This is a genomic window from Sphingomonas sp. CFBP 8765, assembly GCF_014841445.1.
Taxonomy (GTDB): domain Bacteria; phylum Pseudomonadota; class Alphaproteobacteria; order Sphingomonadales; family Sphingomonadaceae; genus Sphingomonas; species Sphingomonas aerolata.
Window position 1 is genome coordinate 129,772 of sequence record NZ_JACYTY010000002.1, and the last position, 18,270, is coordinate 148,041.

An 18,270-nucleotide genomic window follows, 5' to 3' on the forward strand; every position below is an offset into this window, starting at 1 on the left:
CGAAGACTGCGTGCGACTGACCAATTTTAGACTGTCTGGATATGGCCGCTTAAGGCTGAATATGCTGCCGGTCTGAGATATAATTTGATCTGCCTACCACATTTTGCGATCCTCGACGGAGACTAAGCCACTGGATTTTTGGTGGAGTGGGGGAACGGTGGACTCGCTGAATTTCGGCTTCCTTGAGGCCCATGATAAGCAGTTGGTGACTTTGGGAGGGTTGGCGGAACGCTATTTCTCAAGCGATCCTTCAACCGCTATCGTCAAGCTCCGACAGTTCGCTGAATTGATGGTGAAGATGGTCGCAGCGCATCACGCCGTGTATCGTGATGAGCGCGAGACATTCGAAGAGACGCTGCGTCGCCTATCATATGATCGCCTAATCCCCAAAGAAGCCGCCGATATCTTTCATGCCCTGCGAAAAACGGGCAACAGCGCCGTGCATGAAGCAAAGGGTAATCATTCCACTGCCCTGACGGCGCTGAAATTCGCTTGGTCGCTGGGCATCTGGTTTCATCGCACCTATGGTCGCGCTGCCAATTTCCAGTCCGGTGCATTTGTGCCGCCGCGCCAACCCGTTGATGCGACGGTTGCCCTGCGCGAAGAGATTGAAAAGCTCAGGCAGAAGGTGGCGGAAACTGAAGGTGATGCGGCTCGCGCTCGCCTTGAAGCAGAAGAACAGGCCCACGCGCGTGAGGCCATAGAAGAGAGATTGGTGCGCGAGGCCGAGGAGCGAGCCGCATGGGAGAAGATCGCCCAAGACATTGATGCCGAGAAGGCCGAAGTCACGAGCAAGCTCGCTGCCCTTCAAGCCGAAGCCGAAACTGTACCTCGCGCTGAGGCTACTCAATTGATCGAGCGCGGTGAAAAGGCTGCGGTCAAGATCGACCTCGACGAAGCGGAAACCCGTGCGCTTATCGACCAGCAATTGCGCGATCGTGGATGGGAGGTTAATACCCGCGACCTTCGATACAGCAACGGTGTTCGCCCTGCCAAGGGTCGCAGTCTTGCAATAGCTGAATGGCCAACCGCAAATGGCCCCGCCGATTATGCCCTGTTTGTTGGCACGAGTCTGATCGGCGTCGTGGAGGCGAAGCGACGGCGGAAGAATGTGTCAGCCGCGATTGACCAGGCTGAGCGCTATTCGACCGGCATAAAAGACAGCGCCGATTTTGGCTATGCCGGTGGGCCATGGGGCGATCATAAGGTGCCATTTGTGTTCAGCGCGAATGGCCGGTCCTATCTCAAGCAGATTGAGACAGAGAGCGGCATTTGGTTCCGCGATACCCGCCGCGCAGCAAACCATCGTCGCGCGTTGGTGGACTGGCCTACGCCGGAAGGCCTCAACGGGCAGCTTGAGGTCGATCAGGACGCGGCGGATGCGGCGCTTAAGGCGCAGCCATTCGAGTTCGGTTTCCCGCTTCGTCATTATCAGGAAAGCGCGATCCGCTTGGTGGAGGCTGCCTTATCGGCTGAGCAACGCGCCGTCTTGGTCGCGATGGCGACCGGCACAGGAAAGACTAAGCTTGCAATCGCCATGCTGTACCGTTTGCTGTCGGCCAAACGGTTTCGGCGCATCTGCTTCGTGGTTGATCGCAGCGCCCTTGGCGACCAGACAGAGGGCGAATTCTCGACCACCAAGGTCGTGTCAGGAAAGACATTCGCCGAAGTCTTTGGCCTCAAGGGTTTGGGCGACGTGACCCCGGACGTGGAAACGAAAGTCCACATCTGCACGATTCAGGGCTTGGTGAAGCGTGTCCTGTTCGCTGCCGATGGCACATCCGTGCCGCCCATTGACCAATACGACCTGATGGTCATCGACGAATGTCACCGCGGCTATCTGCTTGATCGGGAAATGTCCGACGCCGAGCTGAGCTTCCGGGGGCAGGATGATTATATCTCGAAATATCGCCGCGTGCTGGATTATTTCGACGCGGTGAAGATCGGCCTGACGGCTACGCCCGCGCTCCACACCACCGACATTTTCGGTGATCCGGTCTTCACCTATTCCTACCGCGAGGCTGTAGTCGATGGCTTCCTGATCGACCATGAGCCGCCAATTCGCATTGAAACTGCGCTGGCGCGGGCGGGCATCAAGTTCGAGAAGGACGAAGAGCTCGAACTGCTCAACACCCGGACCGGCGAAATCGATCTGGCTCACGCCCCGGACGAAATCCGTTTCGAAGTCGAGACATTCAACCGGCAGGTCATTACCCCGGAGTTCAACCGCGTCGTGGCGGAGGAACTGGCACGGCACATTGACCCGGCGCTACCGGGCAAGACGCTGATCTTCGCCGCCACTGATGCCCATGCGGACATGGTGGTCAGCGCCATCAAGGCCGCGTTCGCCAAGCAATATGGCGAGATTGATGACGCAGCCGTGAAGAAGATTACCGGCAGCGTGGACAAGGTGAAGAACTGGATCCGCTCGTTTCGTAACGACGCCAATCCGCAAATCGTGGTGACGGTCGATCTGCTCACCACCGGCATCGACGTGCCGAAGATCACCAACCTTGTATTCCTGCGCCGGGTGAACAGCCGCATCCTGTATGAACAGATGATCGGCCGGGCGACGCGCCAGTGTCCGGAAATAGGCAAGGAGGTTTTCCGCATTTTCGACGCCGTCGATCTGTATCCCCACCTCCAGAACATGACCGACATGAAGCCTGTCGTTGTCAATCCGTCGATCAGCTTTGCTCAGCTCGTCCGCGAAATGACGGAAGCGCAGAACGATGAGCAGCGGGAGGCCATTCGCGAACAGCTTGCTGTGAAACTGCGCCGCCGGATCAAGAAACTAACCGATGAGGCAAGGCAGCAGTTCGAGGCCGCAGCGGGCGAAACACCGGAAGCGATGCTGCAACGGGTTATGTCTGGTGATGCGCCGGGTCTTGCCGCCTGGCTGAAGGACCGTGCCGCGATCGGCCCCATTCTCGATTGGCAGGCCGATGGTGATAATCCCGGCCATGTTCCGATTTCCAAGCACGCGGATCATGTCGTCGATGTATCGCGTGGTTATGGCAGTGGCGCAAAGCCAGAGGATTTCCTGGTCAGCTTCGCCGCCTTCGTACGCAACAATATCAACACTATCGCCGCGCTGAAACTCGTCGTGCAGCGTCCCCGTGACTTGACCCGCGCTGATCTGAAGGAGCTCCGCCTAGCTTTGGACTCCAAAGGCTTTTCCGACGCCAACCTGCGACGCGCTTGGGCCGACGCCCGCAATGAGGAAATCGCCGCATCGGTCATCGGCTTCGTCCGTCAGGCGGCGCTGGGCGATGCCCTCATCCCCTATGAAGACCGTGTACGCGACGCCATGCGGGCGATCATGGCAAGCCGCGCATGGACCGACCCGCAAAGACGCTGGCTCAAGCGGATCGGCGACCAGATCGAAAAAGAAATTGTGGTGGACCGCGCTGCCATCGACAAGGAGCCGTTCATCGCCGATGGCGGCTTCAATCGCTTGAACAAGGTGTTCGGCGGGGAGCTGGAAAGCATCCTCGCCGGGATCAATGAAGAATTGTGGAAGAAGACCGCGTAAATGAGCACCACCACCGATATTGTGGCCAAGCTTTGGGGCCTGTGCAACGTCCTGCGCGACGATGGCGTCACTTATAACGAATATGTGACGGAGCTGACCTACCTGCTGTTCCTCAAGATGCTGGAGGAAACCGGCAAGGAAGAGCGGTTGCCGGAAGGGTGGCGCTGGGGCCTGCTTGCCAAACGCGAGGGTATAGAACAGCTCGATTATTACAAGGCGATGCTGCTCGAACTCGGCAAAGCGAGGGACGCGCTGGTCGGCGCGATCTTCATCGACGCGCAGACCCGCCTGCGCAAGCCGACCAACCTCAAGGCGCTGACCTCCAACATCGATCAGCTCGATTGGTTCTCCGCCCGCGAAGAGGGATTAGGCAATCTCTACGAAGGTCTGTTGGAAAAGAACGCGGCCGACAAGAAATCCGGCGCCGGGCAATATTTCACACCGCGTCCGCTGATCGACTGCATCGTGCGCCTGATGCAGCCGCAACCGGGGGAAGTGATTCAAGACCCGGCAGGCGGAACGGCCGGTTTCCTCGTCGCCGCCGACCGCTACATCAAGGATCACACCGACGATCTCTACACGCTGACCGAACAGCAGGCATTCTTCCAGCGACATAACGCCTTTTCCGGCGCGGAGTTGGTGCCGGATACCCACCGGCTGAGCATGATGAATCTGCTGCTGCACGGCATCGAAGGCGGCATGGAGAATATCGATACGCTCTCCCCCGATGGCGAGGCACTGCCTACGGCCAACTTGATCCTGACCAATCCGCCCTTCGGCACCAAAAAGGGCGGGGGGCGTCCGACCCGATCCGATTTCTCGATCACGGCGGATACGTCGAACAAGCAGCTTGCCTTCGTCGAACATATCGTGCGCGCATTGGCCCCCGGTGGCCGCGCTGCCGTGGTTCTCCCCGATAACGTGCTGTTCGAGGATAATACCGGTCGCCGCCTGCGAACCTGGCTAATGAACCTGTGCGACCTGCACACCATCCTGCGCCTACCCACCGGCATTTTCTATGCACAGGGCGTCAAGACTAATGTGCTGTTCTTCCGGCGCGGCAAGAGCGACAAGGGCAACACCAAAGCCGTCTGGGTCTATGACATGCGGGCGAATGCTCCTGCCTATGGCAAGACACGTCCGCTGTCCGTTGCCGACTTTGCGGAGTTTGAGGCCGCTTATGGTGCGGACGCCAATGGCGGCGCTGCGAGGCAGGATCAGGGAGAGGACAGCCGCTGGCGCAGGTTTGATCGCGCAGTCGTCACAGACCGCAACGACAATCTCGACATAAGCTGGCTTCGCGACACCGAAGCGGAAACCGAAGAGGCGCTGATCGAACCGGAGGACATTGCCGCCGCCATCATTGGCCATCTGAAAGCGGCTTTGGAGGAAATTGAAACGCTATCGGAAGAGTTGGAGCCGGACAGCGTTGAGGAAGCTATTGCCGTTGCGGAGGCAGCGGAATGAGTGGGTTACCGCGGGGGTGGGTGGCAACGGCTTTGGGCGAGATTGTGACTTTGCGAGGAGACAAGGTCGATCCAGCCAGCGTCCCCGAAAAATCGTTTATCGGCCTTGAGGATATCGAGCCTCACACATCTGCGATTTTGCGAGTTGGGCAGGCATCTGAAGTCAAGAGTTCTGTAGCCTGCTTCGAAGCCGGTGACGTTCTTTACAGTCGCCTACGCCCTTACCTGAACAAGGTGGCTCGCCCTGACTTTCCGGGCGTGGCTTCTGCTGAAATTCTTGCGCTGAAGCCGAGTGATGCCGCTGAAGCGGAATTCGTGCGTCGCAATATCATGACTAGAAGATTTCTCGATTTCACGGCTATGCTCGACAAGGGAGATCGGCCGCGTGTTAGTTATGATGAAATCGCCGCATTTCAGCTTTCTCTCCCGCCGCTCCCGGAACAGCGGCGGATCGTGGCGAAGATCGACAGCCTCACCGGCAAATCCAGACGCGCTCGCGACCATCTCGACCACATCCCCCGCCTCGTCGAGAGATACAAACAGGCTGTGCTGAACCTGGCCTTCTCACATCTCGCCGAACGGACACGCTTGCTTGATATGGTCGCAAGCGAACGCGGTATCCCATACGGAATCGTACAGACCGGCACGCCATACAAAGGCGGCATTCCGACTGTACGCTGTGGGGATATTAAAGATTTCCGCGTTGGGTTGGACCAGCTTAAGCGGGTCGATCCTGAAATTGAGCAAGGATATCAACGGACCCGTCTCAATGGCGGCGAGGTCCTTATAGCAATACGCGGTAGCGTTGGAGAAACGTGTGTTGCACCGGCGCAGTTCGCAGGTTGTAACATCAGCCGCGAAGTAGCAATGATACCGCCAAAATCAGACATCTCGCCTAAATTTATCATGTATTTTCTTGCTACATCCGAAGCAAAGCGTTTCATCTTGGGCAACACTAAGGGCGTGGCGCAACAAGGCATAAACTTGCGAGACTTGAAGGAACTTCCGACACCCGATTGTTCATTGAATGAACAAATAGCGGTAGCAGAACGCATCGAAGCCGCTTTCACTTGGATTGATCGCCTCGCTGCCGATTCAAATATTGCCCGCAGATTGATCGATCACTTAGACCAATCAGTGTTAGCCAAGGCCTTCAAGGGCGAAATTGTGCCACAAGACCCGTCCGACGAACCCGCAGCCGCCTTGATCGAACGCATCCGGGCAGAACGGGCTGCCGCGCCAAAGGCCAAGCGCGGTCGTAAAAAGGCTGCCTGATCCCATGGCAATTCCCGATTATCAGACATTGATGCTGCCGGTCCTGCGCCTCGCCGCTGGCGAACAGCGCGTGGCCGATTCCGCCGAACGCATCGCCGATGATCTTGGCCTCAGTTCCGACGAGCGCGAAGAGATGTTGCCCAGCGGACGGCAACGCCTACCCCAAAACCGCATTCATTGGGCAAATTTCTATATGTCCAAGGCAGGCCTTGTCGCCTCGCCGAAGCGGGGACGTTTCATTGCGACCGAAGCGGGGTGGGCGCTGCTAGCATCCAATCCCGCGCGCATCGGCGTGAATGAGCTGAAGGACTATGAAGGCTTCCGCGAGTTTTACAGCGGACAGAAGTCCGCTGACGATGATGCTGCGCCCGCAGCCATCGCTCCATCGGCCGAAACCGGCACACCGGAAGAGCAGATTGAGGCGGCCTATTAGGCGTTGCAATCGGCCCTACGCGCGGAACTGCTAGAACTGATCGTCCAGAACACGCCGGCCTTTCTCGAGCAACTGATCGTCGATCTGCTGATTGCCATGGGATATGGCGGATCGCACAAGAACGCAGCCACTCAGCTTGCCCGTTCTAGCGATGGAGGCGTCGATGGCGTCATCAACGAGGACAGGCTGGGGCTTGACCGAGTCTATGTGCAGGCCAAAGGCTATGGCGACGCGACGGTCGGGCGCCCCGATGTGCAGGCCTTCGTCGGCAGCTTGGTAGGCCATGGCGCAACCAAGGGCGTGTTCGTCACCACCTCCACATTCAGCAGCCAAGCGCGGAATTATGTCGAGCACCTCGCTCAGCGGGTGATCCTGATCGATGGAAACCGTCTGACTGGCCTGATGATCGAGTATGGTGTGGGCGTCCGCGTAAGCCGTAGGATCGAGTTCAAGAGGATCGACGAGGATTTCTTCGCGGAGGATTTCTCTATATAGAGATCGCTTAGAAGAGCCATCGACTGTTGTGCGCTGCGAATGGCGGATTTCAGGTCAGTAAGTGCAGAGTTCAGGGAATGGCAGTTCTTGGGAAGGGGATTTGTTCAGAGGAACTACCGGCATGGGCGCGTCATCGACCGGCAGCTGTCAAACTCGCGAGGGAGCTGGTTTCAGTGAAAACCGTCATTCCGGCGCCCGCACCGGAATATCTTAAGTTGGTCGACACCTGCCATCCCAAAAGGGAACCTCCAACGGGACGAGGATCACCGACGCAAAAATCCGTTGTATCCCCACCGGGGCATTCCCAAAATATAAGTCCCAAAATTCGCTGTTTGAGATGGGATAACGGGACTTATGCTGGTTGGTTATGCGCGTGTCTCGACCTCCGACCAGGACCTGACGCTACAAACCGATGCGCTGACCAAGGCAGGGTGCGAGAAGCTGTTCACCGACAAGGTGAGCGGCGCGAAGCTGAACCGGCCGGGTCTTACTGAAGCCCTAAATTTTGTGAGGGCCGATGACACGCTGGTCATCTGGAAGCTCGATCGCCTCGGCCGTTCGATTGGGGGCCTGATCGAATTGGCGGCCGACCTGTCGGCGCGCAAAATAGAATTCCGTTCGCTGACGGATGGGTTCGACACGTCAACGCCATCGGGTCGTCTGCTATTCCATATCCTGGCTTCCGTTGCGGAGATGAAGCGCGAGTTGATAAAGGAACGGACGATTGCCGGGTTGGCAGCGGCACGGGCAAAGGGCGGCACAGGCGGAGGCCGCAAGTCGGTAATGACGCCCGACATGCTCGACACCGCCCGCAAGCTGCTCAAGGCTGGCGACAAACCAGCGAATGTCGCGAAGCTGCTGCAAGTCGGCCGCTCTACCTTCTATCGACACTTCCCTGCCGCCGCCCGTGAAGGCGAACGGCAATGAATTGATTTGCGCCCGGTCGCCAGCATCCTTCGCTGGGCTTAGCCTCTCATCAGTTGCCAGACAGACCCGGGATAAGCTGCTCTGCTTGAGCACGCCTGAACAAGCCGCGCGCGGCGGGCTTCACCCCGTGAGACCGTGCAAGGTTGCCGACGGCGCGCCGATATACATGAAGCTTAAGGCTCATCTCACCTGTGCTGATATAGGTACGAGCTAAATGCAGGGCGGCATCCATGGTTATCTCGCGAAAGGCGGGGCCGGGTCCCAGCAGGAACTCCGAATGCCGGCTAAAATGCGGCGGCCGAATGTTCATGATCTCGGCAAGGTCTGTTTTTGTCACCATGCAGCCGCTCCAATCCATACTCTTTGTGGGCTGAAACCTCGGCAGCGAAAGAGCGCCCTTCGATCCGATCGTGATACGCTGCGCGAACGGCGCTTCCCCCTCAGCAAGGCTGGCGGTTAGCTCGCCGTCCACGATCGCTTTGAACACCTGTGCCCAAGGCTTCGGACGGCCGCCGATCTTCCGCATGGCCTGAGCAAGGCTGACCGGATGCGCATCGTTTGGCTGAGCCAGACGACAATACAGCTTGTCGCACAAGGCTTGCATGCCGTCCCGAGACACGGCGAGCTGCAAATAATCTCCGCGTCCGGGCGGTACGGGTACAACTTCCACAAGGCCAAGATGAGCGATTTCGCGGATTGCGTAGGTCGGCACACCAAGCATTTCTGCCGCATGGATCAGTCGCAAGCGCGGCGTTCTCTGCGCGACCATCGGCACTACAGCGTCTTTGTTCACGAGAACCTTCAACCTGATGCCGTCGAGCGCGAGGAATGAAGGCAGCCTGCCCGCCTTGCGCATCCTGAAAAGAGTCGGCCGGTCCGCGCCGGTCAATTTCGTCATTTCTGCGATGGTGACACCGCGTGAGCGTGCTGTGCGGCATCGCTCAAAAAGCTGGGAAAGCACCTTCTGGACGGCAGGTGACAGCTTTGGATTGCTGCGATCGCAAAGCACTTTGTAAAATGCCTTGCGGGTGCTCCCACCTTTTTCGATGCCGCCAAGGTTGAGCTTGTCAGCAACATGCTGCTCGATCGCGCCGGGCCAGCCCGCCAGGAAGGGCCATGTCGCCGCCAACGCCGGAACGAGTAGGTTGCAATTGCTATCGAGGCAAAGAGATCTGCTCTGGAGCAACGTAGCCACTCGCCGGTCTACAACCGGGGCGAGCGCACAAGCGAGTTCCAGCAGATGCCCGCCGCCTATGTCGCTGAGCTCCGGCGACAGATGACGGCGTGCGATCCTTCGCTTGTCTGAATCATGGTGTATCAAGCCGACGAGCATCGCGAGGCTGTCACGCATGTTTTCGGGAACTGGGACCGCTTGCGCCCGCGTGAGTGGCTCTGCGCAATAGTCACACAAGTCGATGCCCGCCGTACGTCGCCAGACCTGACGGCGACGGCAGTTTGGGTTTGGACAACGCTCTTCGAGATATTCCCATGTTTCGGTGCAGATCGGGAGCTGGCGGACTTGCCATAGGCCACGATGATGCGCTGACATCGACAATGCTTTGGGTGAGAAGCGCCTGTAGGAAAATTGCAGAAACTCCCGAGATACGACCGTCCCGAAAAAATTGAGCGTTCTCGTATCGGGCGACCATAGAGGCGAGTGCAGCCGGGTGCTTGCACGACCAATCCCTAGACAGTCCGCGAGGATCTCCAGACCCGTATCGTCGCAAAAGGAGGCATGAGGGCGGTGCAACTGGATCTCACCCGTGACTTCGGTGATTTGCGCCATCCGCGGCATGTGATGCGCTGCTGCGACGCGCGCGACGTAGCCGTCCAATGACTCTCCCGCGATCAGCGGGAGGACGCGCGTCACGCGCCATGGTGAAAGGTTCGCGCTCATTGCACGCGTTGCCTGGCGAATGGATTGCTTGAACAGAAATCGCGAGGAATACAGTAGCTATCGACGGCTTCGGCCAGATCACCGTGATCGATCGAGGCTCTCCCATCGTGCAGGGCAACAGCCATGGCGGCGCGCACTATCTTGCAGATACGCCGCACTCGGCCTGCCGACGCCTCCCAGATCGGTCGCGCGATACCCTCGTCTGCGAGGCCTGACAGGCAGGCCAGAATGCCTGCATCCACCATTGCTTGGTCGAGATCCGCGAGGAAGCTCAGAAAAAGTGCGCGATCGCCCCTCGTGTCCCAGCGTAGTGGCGAAAGATCGATGTCATCGTCGAGCCGTTCCATCAACTCCGGCACCTGGGCCAGGACCGATCCGGCATCTTCGGAACCAACGAAGGCCACCGGCGCAACGCCCGCGTCCATGATCTTTTCTCGGATTGCCGTGGCCATAGGACGGCTCATCAGGGGGCGGCGTGCAGCGCGATTAAACTCATCAAACACAACGATCTGCACACCGCTGCGCCGCATCTCAGCAATTGCTCTTGGCCAGCGTGCCTTCTCAGTGCCGACATCAGGTCGGGCAGCTCCGAGCGCCTGTAGGATTGAGGTCGGCAAGGAATCTGTCGTGCCGGCTCCTGCGGTTTCGACATGGAGAAGCGGTTTGCAGCCCTCGTCCGCCGCTGCTTCGAGGACGCGGCGGAGTGCGACGATGGATTCGGTCTTGCCGCAACCGTGCGGCGCGACGAGCATAGCCCCGCCGCAAGAAGAATGCTCCGAGCGGTCCAACGCCGCGATGCGCATCTCGTCGAGTGCTGCCATGACAGCCGTTTGAGGCGGATAATCTACGCGGATCGCGTCGAAGCTCGCTTTGGCCTTGCCGACGCGGGTGGCCGCGCTAGCAGGGGTCTCCTGCCTCAGCACCGGACTGGATCGATCAGTCATTGGTAGCCTCCCTTGTTCAAGGGCAGCCGGCGCTCGCGAGCCGGTGTGTCGGGTTCGCTTTGCCCGCGCGCGGCGTGCTCACGGCGGCGCTCAAGCGCCGATTTGGCCGGTTTGGCGCGCGGATCGGGGCGTGATGAGAGGATCTCCTGGTCGAGCGAGGTCAATCTTGCCCGGTCATTGGCAATGAAATCACCCGACGTGACCGACGAGGGCGTTGCCCGAACCAGATCGACGATGTTCCCCGTGGCTTGTCTTATGCGTGGCACTTCTATGAGGGTGGCCAAGCGTTTGCGGGAGGCGGCAAGGTCGCCGGGGCTGATGTTGCGGATGGCCTCGATCAGATGGCCGCGGGCATTGATCCGTTCCTCCTGTGTGTTGAACCCCAACCCCTGCTTATTCGCCTCGCGTTCGATCTGTTCGTGGAGCCACAGAGGCATGCCGCTGCTATATTGCTCGTCGGCGCACATCAGCTCGACATACTTGCGGGTCTTGCGGTTCCAGACGTGAATCCGGCTGATATCCATACTGTCGTAGCGGAACTCGACCGTTGCCGTAGCATCGCTCCGCCGCTGGCGGCGTGGCTCGATCGGAACGAGGTCGCGCAACAGCTCCGGTACAGCCTGGATGTCATGGTAGCGTAAGTTGAAGGCACGGATGCCGGTCGGGGAAAGCTGCGCGCCGGAACGTACCTCCATCACGTCGCGCGTGAAGGATGCGAAGTCGGCAAAATCGTTGATGCCGAACCGATTTATATCCCTTTCGAACACGAGCGCGGGCTGCTGGTTTCTCAACCCGTCATGCGGCTCGACGTTGTACGAAGCGACAATTTGATTCACGATCGCCTCCAGCTCATCAAGCATGACGATGGCTTGAGCCTCGGCGTCGTAACCCCACCGCCTAGCGTCATTCAGCGTCACCGCTCGACCTGGCAGCAGACGGGTGGTCTGATCGTTCAAGGTTTTAATCGCACGTTCGCCGATCGCCCGGTAGGTCGGCTGCTTAATCGGGCAGAAGCGCACGGAGAAGCCAGCGTCCCGCGCCGCCGCTTCCAGCGTATGACTCCGGAACTCGACGGCATTGTCGAGGATCAGGCAACCTGGTTTGCCGCAAAGCATGGCGAGAACCGGGTACCGGCTCACCATGGCCGGCGGGGGACGTTTAGGCAGCACGATGCGGCGTAGGATCTCGCTGACGGACCATCTGGATGGATCATGGAAGGTGATCAGATGGCCAACGATGGCGCGGCTTTTCACGTCGATGGCAAGTGTCAGCCACGGTCGGCCCAGCACCATCTGCAGGTTCGGGCATACGACATGTACGTCGAGCCATGTGTGATCGACGATCACATGTTGCATCACGAAGTCGGCCACGAGCGGCTTGCCGGCTCCTGACCAGTCCTGTTTTACCGCTTCTACTTCTATGGAGGTGGCCAAGGTTTTATCGGACTCGAGATTGTTGAAACGACGTCGCACCGTGCGTTCTGAGCAAATTGCGAATGGAGCGGATGGCTTGTCGATGAACGGATGGCGTCCCTCGTTCACCTGACTGAGCTTGGCGGCATAGTCGGCATGGATGTCGGAGACCTTGTGCCCCGCCTTGCGGCCCTCGAGCACGCAGGCCCAAAGGAGTTGCTGATCGATGCTGCCTTCCGACGGACGCACAACCTGTCTACCCGTCAGGGGGACCATGTGGCGCGGATGGCGGTTACCAATGCTGCCGCGATGCCTGCGCCAGTTCTTGACTGACGATGCAGAAGGCCTGGGTCCAAACGTTTTGGCCAACTCGGGCGTCCAGCACTGGTCGAGGGCAGCCTCGATGGCGCCGGCTCCTTGCTGGACACCGCGTTCGTCAAGCATCTGGCAGGCGGTCGCCATCCGCAACGCACGCGGAGAAATGGCACCCGCCTGATCGCGCGTCCATTCGGAGCGATCATTGTAGTTGCGGATCGTGTCGGCTGATCGTGGCGCTCTGGTAAGGGCGTCGCCACAGTGCTGCATAAGCTGGAATTGTTCGACGGTCGGTAATTCGAGCGATCCGTCTCGTTGCTCGTACTTGAAGATCTCGCCCGTGATCAGGTGGGTGAGCTGGACCCGGCCATGGGCATAGGCAGGATGATACTCGGCTCCGCGGACATCGACGACCGCGCCGGGGGAAAAGCGGATATACGCCATGAGATTCTATCCGTTCTGGCCGCGCCGGAGGGTGGCCGGCATCGAGATGATGCCGGCAACAAGCGCGGGTGGGATCAAAAATGGATTGTTGCCGGGCCTGCTAAGGACAGCCGGTCCTGAGCAACCGCTACGACTCAGTGAATGGTCACCGGCGTCGAATCCATCAGCGGACGGGTGAGGTCGAGTTCAATCCGACGGGCCACTGTAAGCGCCTGCAGCACTGCTTCGCCGGTGCGAAGGCACTGGGGGGCAATCGCGTTGGCTGTGCTGCCGAACGTCGCATCCATGCCTACCTGCCTTGCGTGAGCCTCCAGGCGCTCAACATGCTCCGGGAGGACCGTCACGAACCTACGCGAGCAAAACAGCGTGACGTTGCGACGGTGGACGAGGCTGTTCCAGATTTGATGACGGAAGACGATCCTGAACCGGATGCCATGCTCTTCGCAGACTTCGCGGACAGCCGCTAATTTTGCGCGGTATTCCGGGTCGGTAAGGTCTCGCTCGTCGCGTTTGATTTCGACGAGTGTGACCGTGCCATCGGATGCAAGCAGTTCGACATCGACGGTGTAGATCTGCTTTTTACCGTGCCGCGTGAATTCGAACCGTACCGACTCCGATGCCACCCGTACCACGGGGAACTCGACCTCGGCACGTGTCAAGAAATCGTATTGTGCCGCGCCTTGCCAGTGAAGGACGCGCCGTGCCTTGCGGCTAGTGTACCAGCCATTCTCGTGGGCAAGCCCGCCGTTGAAGGTGCGCAGTGCGCCGCCGTCTTCGGCGCGGATCATCTGCACGTAATGCGCATCGCTGTGTTTGTCGCGAGTGAACTTGGGAGGTGGGCTGCCATTGTGGCTGAGCACTGGCTCGGGCACCTGATCGTCATCTGCGGCATCGAATTTCATCGATCGTTCCTTCCATTTCGCAATCGGATGCGATGGACGTGAGGGGACATGACCCGGGACGGCCCCGAACCTTGACAGGTTTCACGGAATGAAGGAGATCAGGGGTCGTAAGGTCTCTGATCTTCTATGGGCCTCGCTGGCTGCAACCGGCGGGGCCTTTTCACTTCCGTAGCTTAGGAATGTTTCCGCGCGTCAGCGCGACCATTTGCTACGACATCATCTATCTCCTCCCGCTGGTTGCGGATAATGCGCGGGCCAGAGCTGGGCAGGCGTAAAGGCTGCCGCCGCCGCTATGGCCTCTTCGACCCGGCGCGAGCGCACGAGGCCTTTGGAAACTCTGGTAACGGTGCTGGGACTGACGCTTAGATCACGAGCGATCTGTGAGAGCGACGTGCCACGGCGTTCCAACACCCATTTGATGTGCCCGTGCCAATCTTCGCCACCCATTACCTGCCTCACCGGGGAGTCATTTGCGCTAAGTCGCCAAGCCTTTTTGCCCTCACGACTTACATGCGATTCGAATCATAATTGAAGAGTTTCGTCAAGCTCCATCAATCTATTGACAGCTATTGACAGGCGTCGCGGCCTTGCAAGCACGAGAATTTTGATTTGCCCGAAAGTCAAAAAGACTTTTAGAGTTTCGGACACGCACACGTTTGGTCGGTGCTTTCCTATTTAGTTGGTGTCAGGCGCATGGAGACGTGAATCATTCGTAAGATCATCACGATCAGCCACGCGCTTACATGCAGCTCCAACACGGCTATAAGGCAGTCGTTCGTACCATTCTTACTACTGTTCCGCAGGCCGGCGTCCATTCAAGTCGAAGGCGGGAGGTTCGAGTACGTAATATTGGTGTTGGGGTGGACGGCTCCCAACGGCATCGCAATGTGCCAGGCTGAGTTTGTCGAAGGACTCAACGAGGGAGACCGTCCATGAAGCAGGTTACACGTATTGGCGTCGATACGTCAAAGAACGTCTTCCAGCTGCACGGCGTGGACGCTGACCCCAGGCTATTCAAGTCAAGGCGCGATTTCGCCGCCTGGATGGGCCTCACGCCCAAGGATCATTCCACTGCCGGCCGAGCTCGCCCCGGCGGGATAACGCGCGCCGGAGATGAGCTCCTGCGAAGCGTACTGGTCAATGGTGCCACCGTTGTTCTGAAACAGGTTCGTGCCGGGCGCGGCAGGAATGCATCGCCATGGCTTCACAACCTTCTGGAGCACAAAAAACCCAAGCTTGTGGCTGTTGCGCTGGCAAACCGAACCGCCCGCATCGCCTGGAAGATGATGGTGAGCGGTGAAAGCTATCGCGCAACGCCGGCTCAGCCAGTTTTGGCAAAAGCAGCTTAACAGATTGGCTTGTCACGGTGAGCAGATACAGAATGCTACCGTGCTGAGCTGATGCGGGATCTTGCAGGAAACGAGTAGGTGTACTGATCAATCGATCCGGGATGCGGGACACTCCGAGCTTTCCACTGGCCCTCAGAGGTCGTCTTGGTGTTTGGAAGTCGCATCGCGAAAACCATCTTGGCCAGCGGACCATATGCGCCGCATCAACAGGTCGGACATATGATGGCAAGCGATCCGATCAAATACCCGCTCAAACCTCTTGCAAGAGGGGGCCGTCCACATATGGAAAGCGGAACGGCCGTTCTCGGTAGCCTTCAGAGCCTAGCTGCCGTCCATTCAGGTGTCCGCTGGGAGGCTCGTGTGTAACTGGGTGGAAAGCGAATAAATATTTCTAGCGCACACTGCTCCAGTGGGGCACCGGCCTTAGGTATTTCTATTTACCTAGGCGTTTTTCTAGAGAGTAGGTGACGCTGCTATAGGGCAATCCTTAGCGCCTGACCGCCCCTTTACCCTGATAGCCCGATTGTTGCGTCTGGGTCCCAGGAAGGCTTACCTATCAACCCTTCGATTGCGTTGCGCTCTCATCTGCGCCAACCTGGTCTGCATGGGGATGCGATGGACCTGGTAACCCGAATCTATCACGCGCTTGGTGGCGGCGCTGCCGCGCTCGCGGTAATCGTAGCTCTGATTGCCCTCGTCGGCGCGCTGGCTGGCGTCCTCACCTCCTACTTGGTGGCGGGCCGAACCGTCTACATCAACAGCATCACGGCTGAGCGTTCCAAGTGGATCGAAAAGCTGCGGACTAACATCGCGGCTCATTCTGGTTTGCTGGCTGAGCTGAGCTTCACCCTCCATGGTCAGAAGGTGGTCAAGAACGAGGGCAGCGGGATGGCATCGCTCGTCGTCAACGTGCTCACCAAGATCAACAACAGCGCGGCGATCATCCAGTTGCAGCTGAACCCATGGAATGAGATCGACAAGAACATCCTGAGCCTGATCGAGAGCATCGTGATCCGCGATGGAACCGACCACAACCTGGTGGACGAGGCAGACAAGCTGCTCATCGCGCACTCACAATGGCTGCTCAAAGCCGAGTGGGAGAAGGTCAAGTATGAGGCGCACGGTGGGTTCTATCGCTGGTGGTACAACAATGACGATGAGAAGCGACTGAAGGAATACCGCGCGTGGGTTGGAAAGGAGGGGTCGCTTACTGACGTGCTTGCCCGGTTCGCCAAGGAGAAGGCGCGCAAGTGAGCCTGCCAAGCAGGTGAGGTCGTCCACCATTCTGATTGCATCTGGATCGCAGGGTGCAACTACTAACCCGTTGGCTGCGTCCCACCCATGTCTGAATCACGAGGGGCCGGGAGCACGCCGCCGTCCCTGACCATGTAGTTTACGCCGGCCGCTTCAAGCAGGACCTCAGCGACTCGCTTGCCGCCCTTCAGCGGCTTGTGCCGACGCAGGTGCGCTGACAACCCAATTTCACCAGAAAGACGCAACACCTCTGACCTAGTGAGCCTCTTCACATCGCGGGCTCCGTTGGCCTCGTAATACTGGTCGCGAGGGATGGGACCCATGAAGCCGTTCGACTTGCTCAGCATCGATGGCGCATAAACGTCGCCCCTCGCTTCCACCCAGGCATGGATGAAGTCATGGCGCGAGCCGCTCGGGTTGGCGCGCAACTCTTCCTCTGTTCCTCCGGCGAACGTGCCGAGGCAGAGGTCGGCACCTGGTGCGTCCAGCACGAATGCGGCCGCGCGATAGAAGCAGGTTCCGAAGCCGTTACCCTCGAAGGCTACTGCACCGGACAGGTGTGGCATCACGGTCTTCTTGGGCACTTAGTTGTCCTCTGGGTTCCAGTAGAGGGGAACGCCATAGTGCTTCACAGCGAACGTTCGACCCGTGCCCTTGTGCGGATGAGCTGAATTGAACTGTAGCTCATTTACCTCGACAATGTCGCCCGTGAATTCAGTTAGCTTGCCTAGGGACGTCCGCCACTTGCTCATCAGATCGGACGGTTTTTCTTGATCAAAGTAGATGATGATCGCGCCATTGTCCTGCCCTGGTAGGCCGGTGGCGTATCGCGTCATCAGCTGACGGAAGCCCTTGAAGATCCAGGCTTTGCCGGTCCAGTTTTTAGCTTCACCGATCCACAAGAAGCCATCACGCATCTCGACGGAAATGTCGGTGTGCCCACCGATCTTTACATCGTGGTTGGCGGGAATGCCGTTCATGTTCAACATGGACACGATGTCTGTGGTAAGGGCGTCCTCACTCTGGTCCTGCTTATACTTCCGGTTCTTGACCAGATGGCCGATGGCTAATGCGAGCGCGCGTTCCAGTTGCTTGAGGATTTCCTCATGCGTGTCGGCGCTCTGCATCCGCAGCTGAACGTCGTAGGCTGTGTTGTTGTAGGCGCGATTGAGCATGTCACGCAGCGTGGTCTCACCGTCCATTGGCAGGCACAAGCGCGTTCACGAACTCCTGGGAAGCCTTGTAGACAGGCTTCAGCTGACCTGTGAAATTTTCAATCTCTTCACCCGTGCGAGGATGGATGAACACCGCCTCGTCAACGGACTGCATCACCTCCGATGCTGAGATAGCAATCTCTCGATCCTCGCCCTCGTCGTAGAACACGAAATAGAGCGTCAACGGATTGTGTTTGATTGTGGTGAGGGCAGTAAGTGCAGATTGAAAAACGTCGTCGTCGGGTCTGGTCTGCGCGAAGTCAGCCAAGAGAATGTATGTAAGGCGCTGAAGTTGGTCCGGCCGCATAGCTGCTAACCGATCCACCAGACTTTGGCAGATATGCAGAACCGGTTCGCGAATGTCGCGAGCTATGTTTTCTTTGATGTCCTGGAGAGCCATCAGGTCGC

The 18,270-nt window shown here is 58.6% G+C and carries 15 protein-coding genes and 1 pseudogene; 8 read left to right on the forward strand and 8 right to left on the reverse strand.

The window, feature by feature from the left end:
- The first annotated feature begins 157 nt into the window (after positions 1–157).
- The 6 genes from hsdR to IFT87_RS05135 all read left to right on the forward strand — a co-directional run bounded on the left by hsdR (position 158) and on the right by IFT87_RS05135 (position 8,131).
- Positions 158–3,535: a type I restriction-modification system endonuclease gene (hsdR, locus tag IFT87_RS05115; protein WP_192007803.1), complete on the forward strand. Its 3,378-nt coding sequence runs from the start codon at positions 158–160 to the stop codon at positions 3,533–3,535.
- Positions 3,536–5,002, forward strand: coding sequence for a class I SAM-dependent DNA methyltransferase (locus IFT87_RS05120; RefSeq protein WP_192007804.1), 1,467 nt, complete (start codon positions 3,536–3,538; stop codon positions 5,000–5,002). It begins immediately after the preceding gene.
- A gap of 20 nt (positions 5,003–5,022) precedes the next feature.
- Positions 5,023–6,276: a restriction endonuclease subunit S gene (locus IFT87_RS20835; protein ID WP_192007805.1), complete on the forward strand. Its 1,254-nt coding sequence runs from the start codon at positions 5,023–5,025 to the stop codon at positions 6,274–6,276.
- Positions 6,277–6,280: 4 nt separating this feature from the next.
- A complete protein-coding gene (locus IFT87_RS20320; protein ID WP_249403220.1) occupies positions 6,281–6,709 on the forward strand; it encodes a winged helix-turn-helix domain-containing protein in 429 nt (142 codons plus the stop codon).
- Positions 6,710–6,712: 3 nt separating this feature from the next.
- Positions 6,713–7,204 (forward strand): restriction endonuclease, encoded by a 492-nt coding sequence (locus IFT87_RS20325; protein WP_249403221.1) that lies wholly within the window; start codon positions 6,713–6,715, stop codon positions 7,202–7,204.
- 354 nt (positions 7,205–7,558) lie between these two features.
- Entirely contained in the window at positions 7,559–8,131 is a 573-nt protein-coding gene (locus tag IFT87_RS05135) for a recombinase family protein (protein WP_192007807.1), read from the forward strand.
- Between the two features lie 49 nt (positions 8,132–8,180).
- On the opposite strand, the gene IFT87_RS05140 is transcribed toward IFT87_RS05135, so the two are convergent.
- The 5 genes from IFT87_RS05140 to IFT87_RS21015 form a co-directional block, all read right to left on the reverse strand.
- Complete coding sequence (locus IFT87_RS05140) at positions 8,181–10,028, reverse strand: hypothetical protein (protein WP_192007808.1); 1,848 nt, start codon at positions 10,026–10,028, stop codon at positions 8,181–8,183.
- Positions 10,025–10,972 (reverse strand): TniB family NTP-binding protein, encoded by a 948-nt coding sequence (locus tag IFT87_RS05145; protein ID WP_192007810.1) that lies wholly within the window; start codon positions 10,970–10,972, stop codon positions 10,025–10,027. The genes IFT87_RS05140 and IFT87_RS05145 overlap by 4 nt, the downstream gene beginning before the upstream one ends.
- Positions 10,969–13,143: a DDE-type integrase/transposase/recombinase gene (locus tag IFT87_RS05150; RefSeq protein WP_192007811.1), complete on the reverse strand. Its 2,175-nt coding sequence runs from the start codon at positions 13,141–13,143 to the stop codon at positions 10,969–10,971. Before IFT87_RS05150 ends, IFT87_RS05145 begins: the two co-directional genes overlap by 4 nt.
- Before the next feature lie 134 nt (positions 13,144–13,277).
- Entirely contained in the window at positions 13,278–14,045 is a 768-nt protein-coding gene (locus IFT87_RS05155; protein ID WP_192007812.1) for a TnsA endonuclease N-terminal domain-containing protein, read from the reverse strand.
- Between the two features lie 216 nt (positions 14,046–14,261).
- Entirely contained in the window at positions 14,262–14,492 is a 231-nt protein-coding gene (locus IFT87_RS21015) for a helix-turn-helix domain-containing protein (protein ID WP_192007814.1), read from the reverse strand.
- Positions 14,493–15,046: 554 nt separating this feature from the next.
- On the opposite strand from IFT87_RS21015, the pseudogene IFT87_RS05165 reads away from it, so the two are divergent.
- Positions 15,047–15,394: pseudogene (locus tag IFT87_RS05165) on the forward strand (transposase); the annotation flags it as partial.
- A 615-nt stretch (positions 15,395–16,009) separates the two neighbouring features.
- On the forward strand, positions 16,010–16,648 hold the full coding sequence (locus IFT87_RS05170) for a hypothetical protein (RefSeq protein ID WP_192007815.1): 639 nt from the start codon (positions 16,010–16,012) through the stop codon (positions 16,646–16,648).
- Between the two features lie 62 nt (positions 16,649–16,710).
- Here the strand turns inward: IFT87_RS05170 and IFT87_RS05175 are convergent, their stop codons facing one another.
- Genes IFT87_RS05175 through IFT87_RS05185 form a run of 3 tightly spaced genes read right to left on the reverse strand, consistent with a single transcriptional unit; the run spans position 16,711 to position 18,262 of the window.
- Complete coding sequence (locus tag IFT87_RS05175; RefSeq protein ID WP_192007816.1) at positions 16,711–17,232, reverse strand: hypothetical protein; 522 nt, start codon at positions 17,230–17,232, stop codon at positions 16,711–16,713.
- The gene (locus IFT87_RS05180; protein ID WP_192007818.1) at positions 17,233–17,850 is read right to left on the reverse strand and encodes a hypothetical protein; all 618 of its coding nucleotides are present in this window, start codon (positions 17,848–17,850) and stop codon (positions 17,233–17,235) included. It lies immediately after the preceding gene.
- Positions 17,840–18,262 carry a hypothetical protein gene (locus IFT87_RS05185; RefSeq protein WP_192007819.1) on the reverse strand — a complete coding sequence of 141 codons (423 nt, stop codon included), beginning with the start codon at positions 18,260–18,262 and terminating at the stop codon, positions 17,840–17,842. The genes IFT87_RS05180 and IFT87_RS05185 overlap by 11 nt, the downstream gene beginning before the upstream one ends.
- Positions 18,263–18,270: the final 8 nt, after the last annotated feature.

Coding starts and splice junctions, on each gene's coding strand:
- IFT87_RS20320 (WP_249403220.1), top strand. CDS start 6,281: ATGGCAATTCCCGATTATCAGACATTGATGCTGCCGGTCCTGCGCCTC.
- IFT87_RS05135 (WP_192007807.1), top strand. CDS start 7,559: ATGCTGGTTGGTTATGCGCGTGTCTCGACCTCCGACCAGGACCTGACG.
- IFT87_RS05180 (WP_192007818.1), bottom strand. CDS start 17,850: ATGGACGGTGAGACCACGCTGCGTGACATGCTCAATCGCGCCTACAAC.
- IFT87_RS05185 (WP_192007819.1), bottom strand. CDS start 18,262: ATGGCTCTCCAGGACATCAAAGAAAACATAGCTCGCGACATTCGCGAA.
- IFT87_RS05120 (WP_192007804.1), top strand. CDS start 3,536: ATGAGCACCACCACCGATATTGTGGCCAAGCTTTGGGGCCTGTGCAAC.
- IFT87_RS05145 (WP_192007810.1), bottom strand. CDS start 10,972: ATGACTGATCGATCCAGTCCGGTGCTGAGGCAGGAGACCCCTGCTAGC.
- IFT87_RS05140 (WP_192007808.1), bottom strand. CDS start 10,028: ATGAGCGCGAACCTTTCACCATGGCGCGTGACGCGCGTCCTCCCGCTG.
- IFT87_RS05170 (WP_192007815.1), top strand. CDS start 16,010: ATGGACCTGGTAACCCGAATCTATCACGCGCTTGGTGGCGGCGCTGCC.
- IFT87_RS21015 (WP_192007814.1), bottom strand. CDS start 14,492: ATGGGTGGCGAAGATTGGCACGGGCACATCAAATGGGTGTTGGAACGC.
- IFT87_RS05150 (WP_192007811.1), bottom strand. CDS start 13,143: ATGGCGTATATCCGCTTTTCCCCCGGCGCGGTCGTCGATGTCCGCGGA.
- IFT87_RS05155 (WP_192007812.1), bottom strand. CDS start 14,045: ATGAAATTCGATGCCGCAGATGACGATCAGGTGCCCGAGCCAGTGCTC.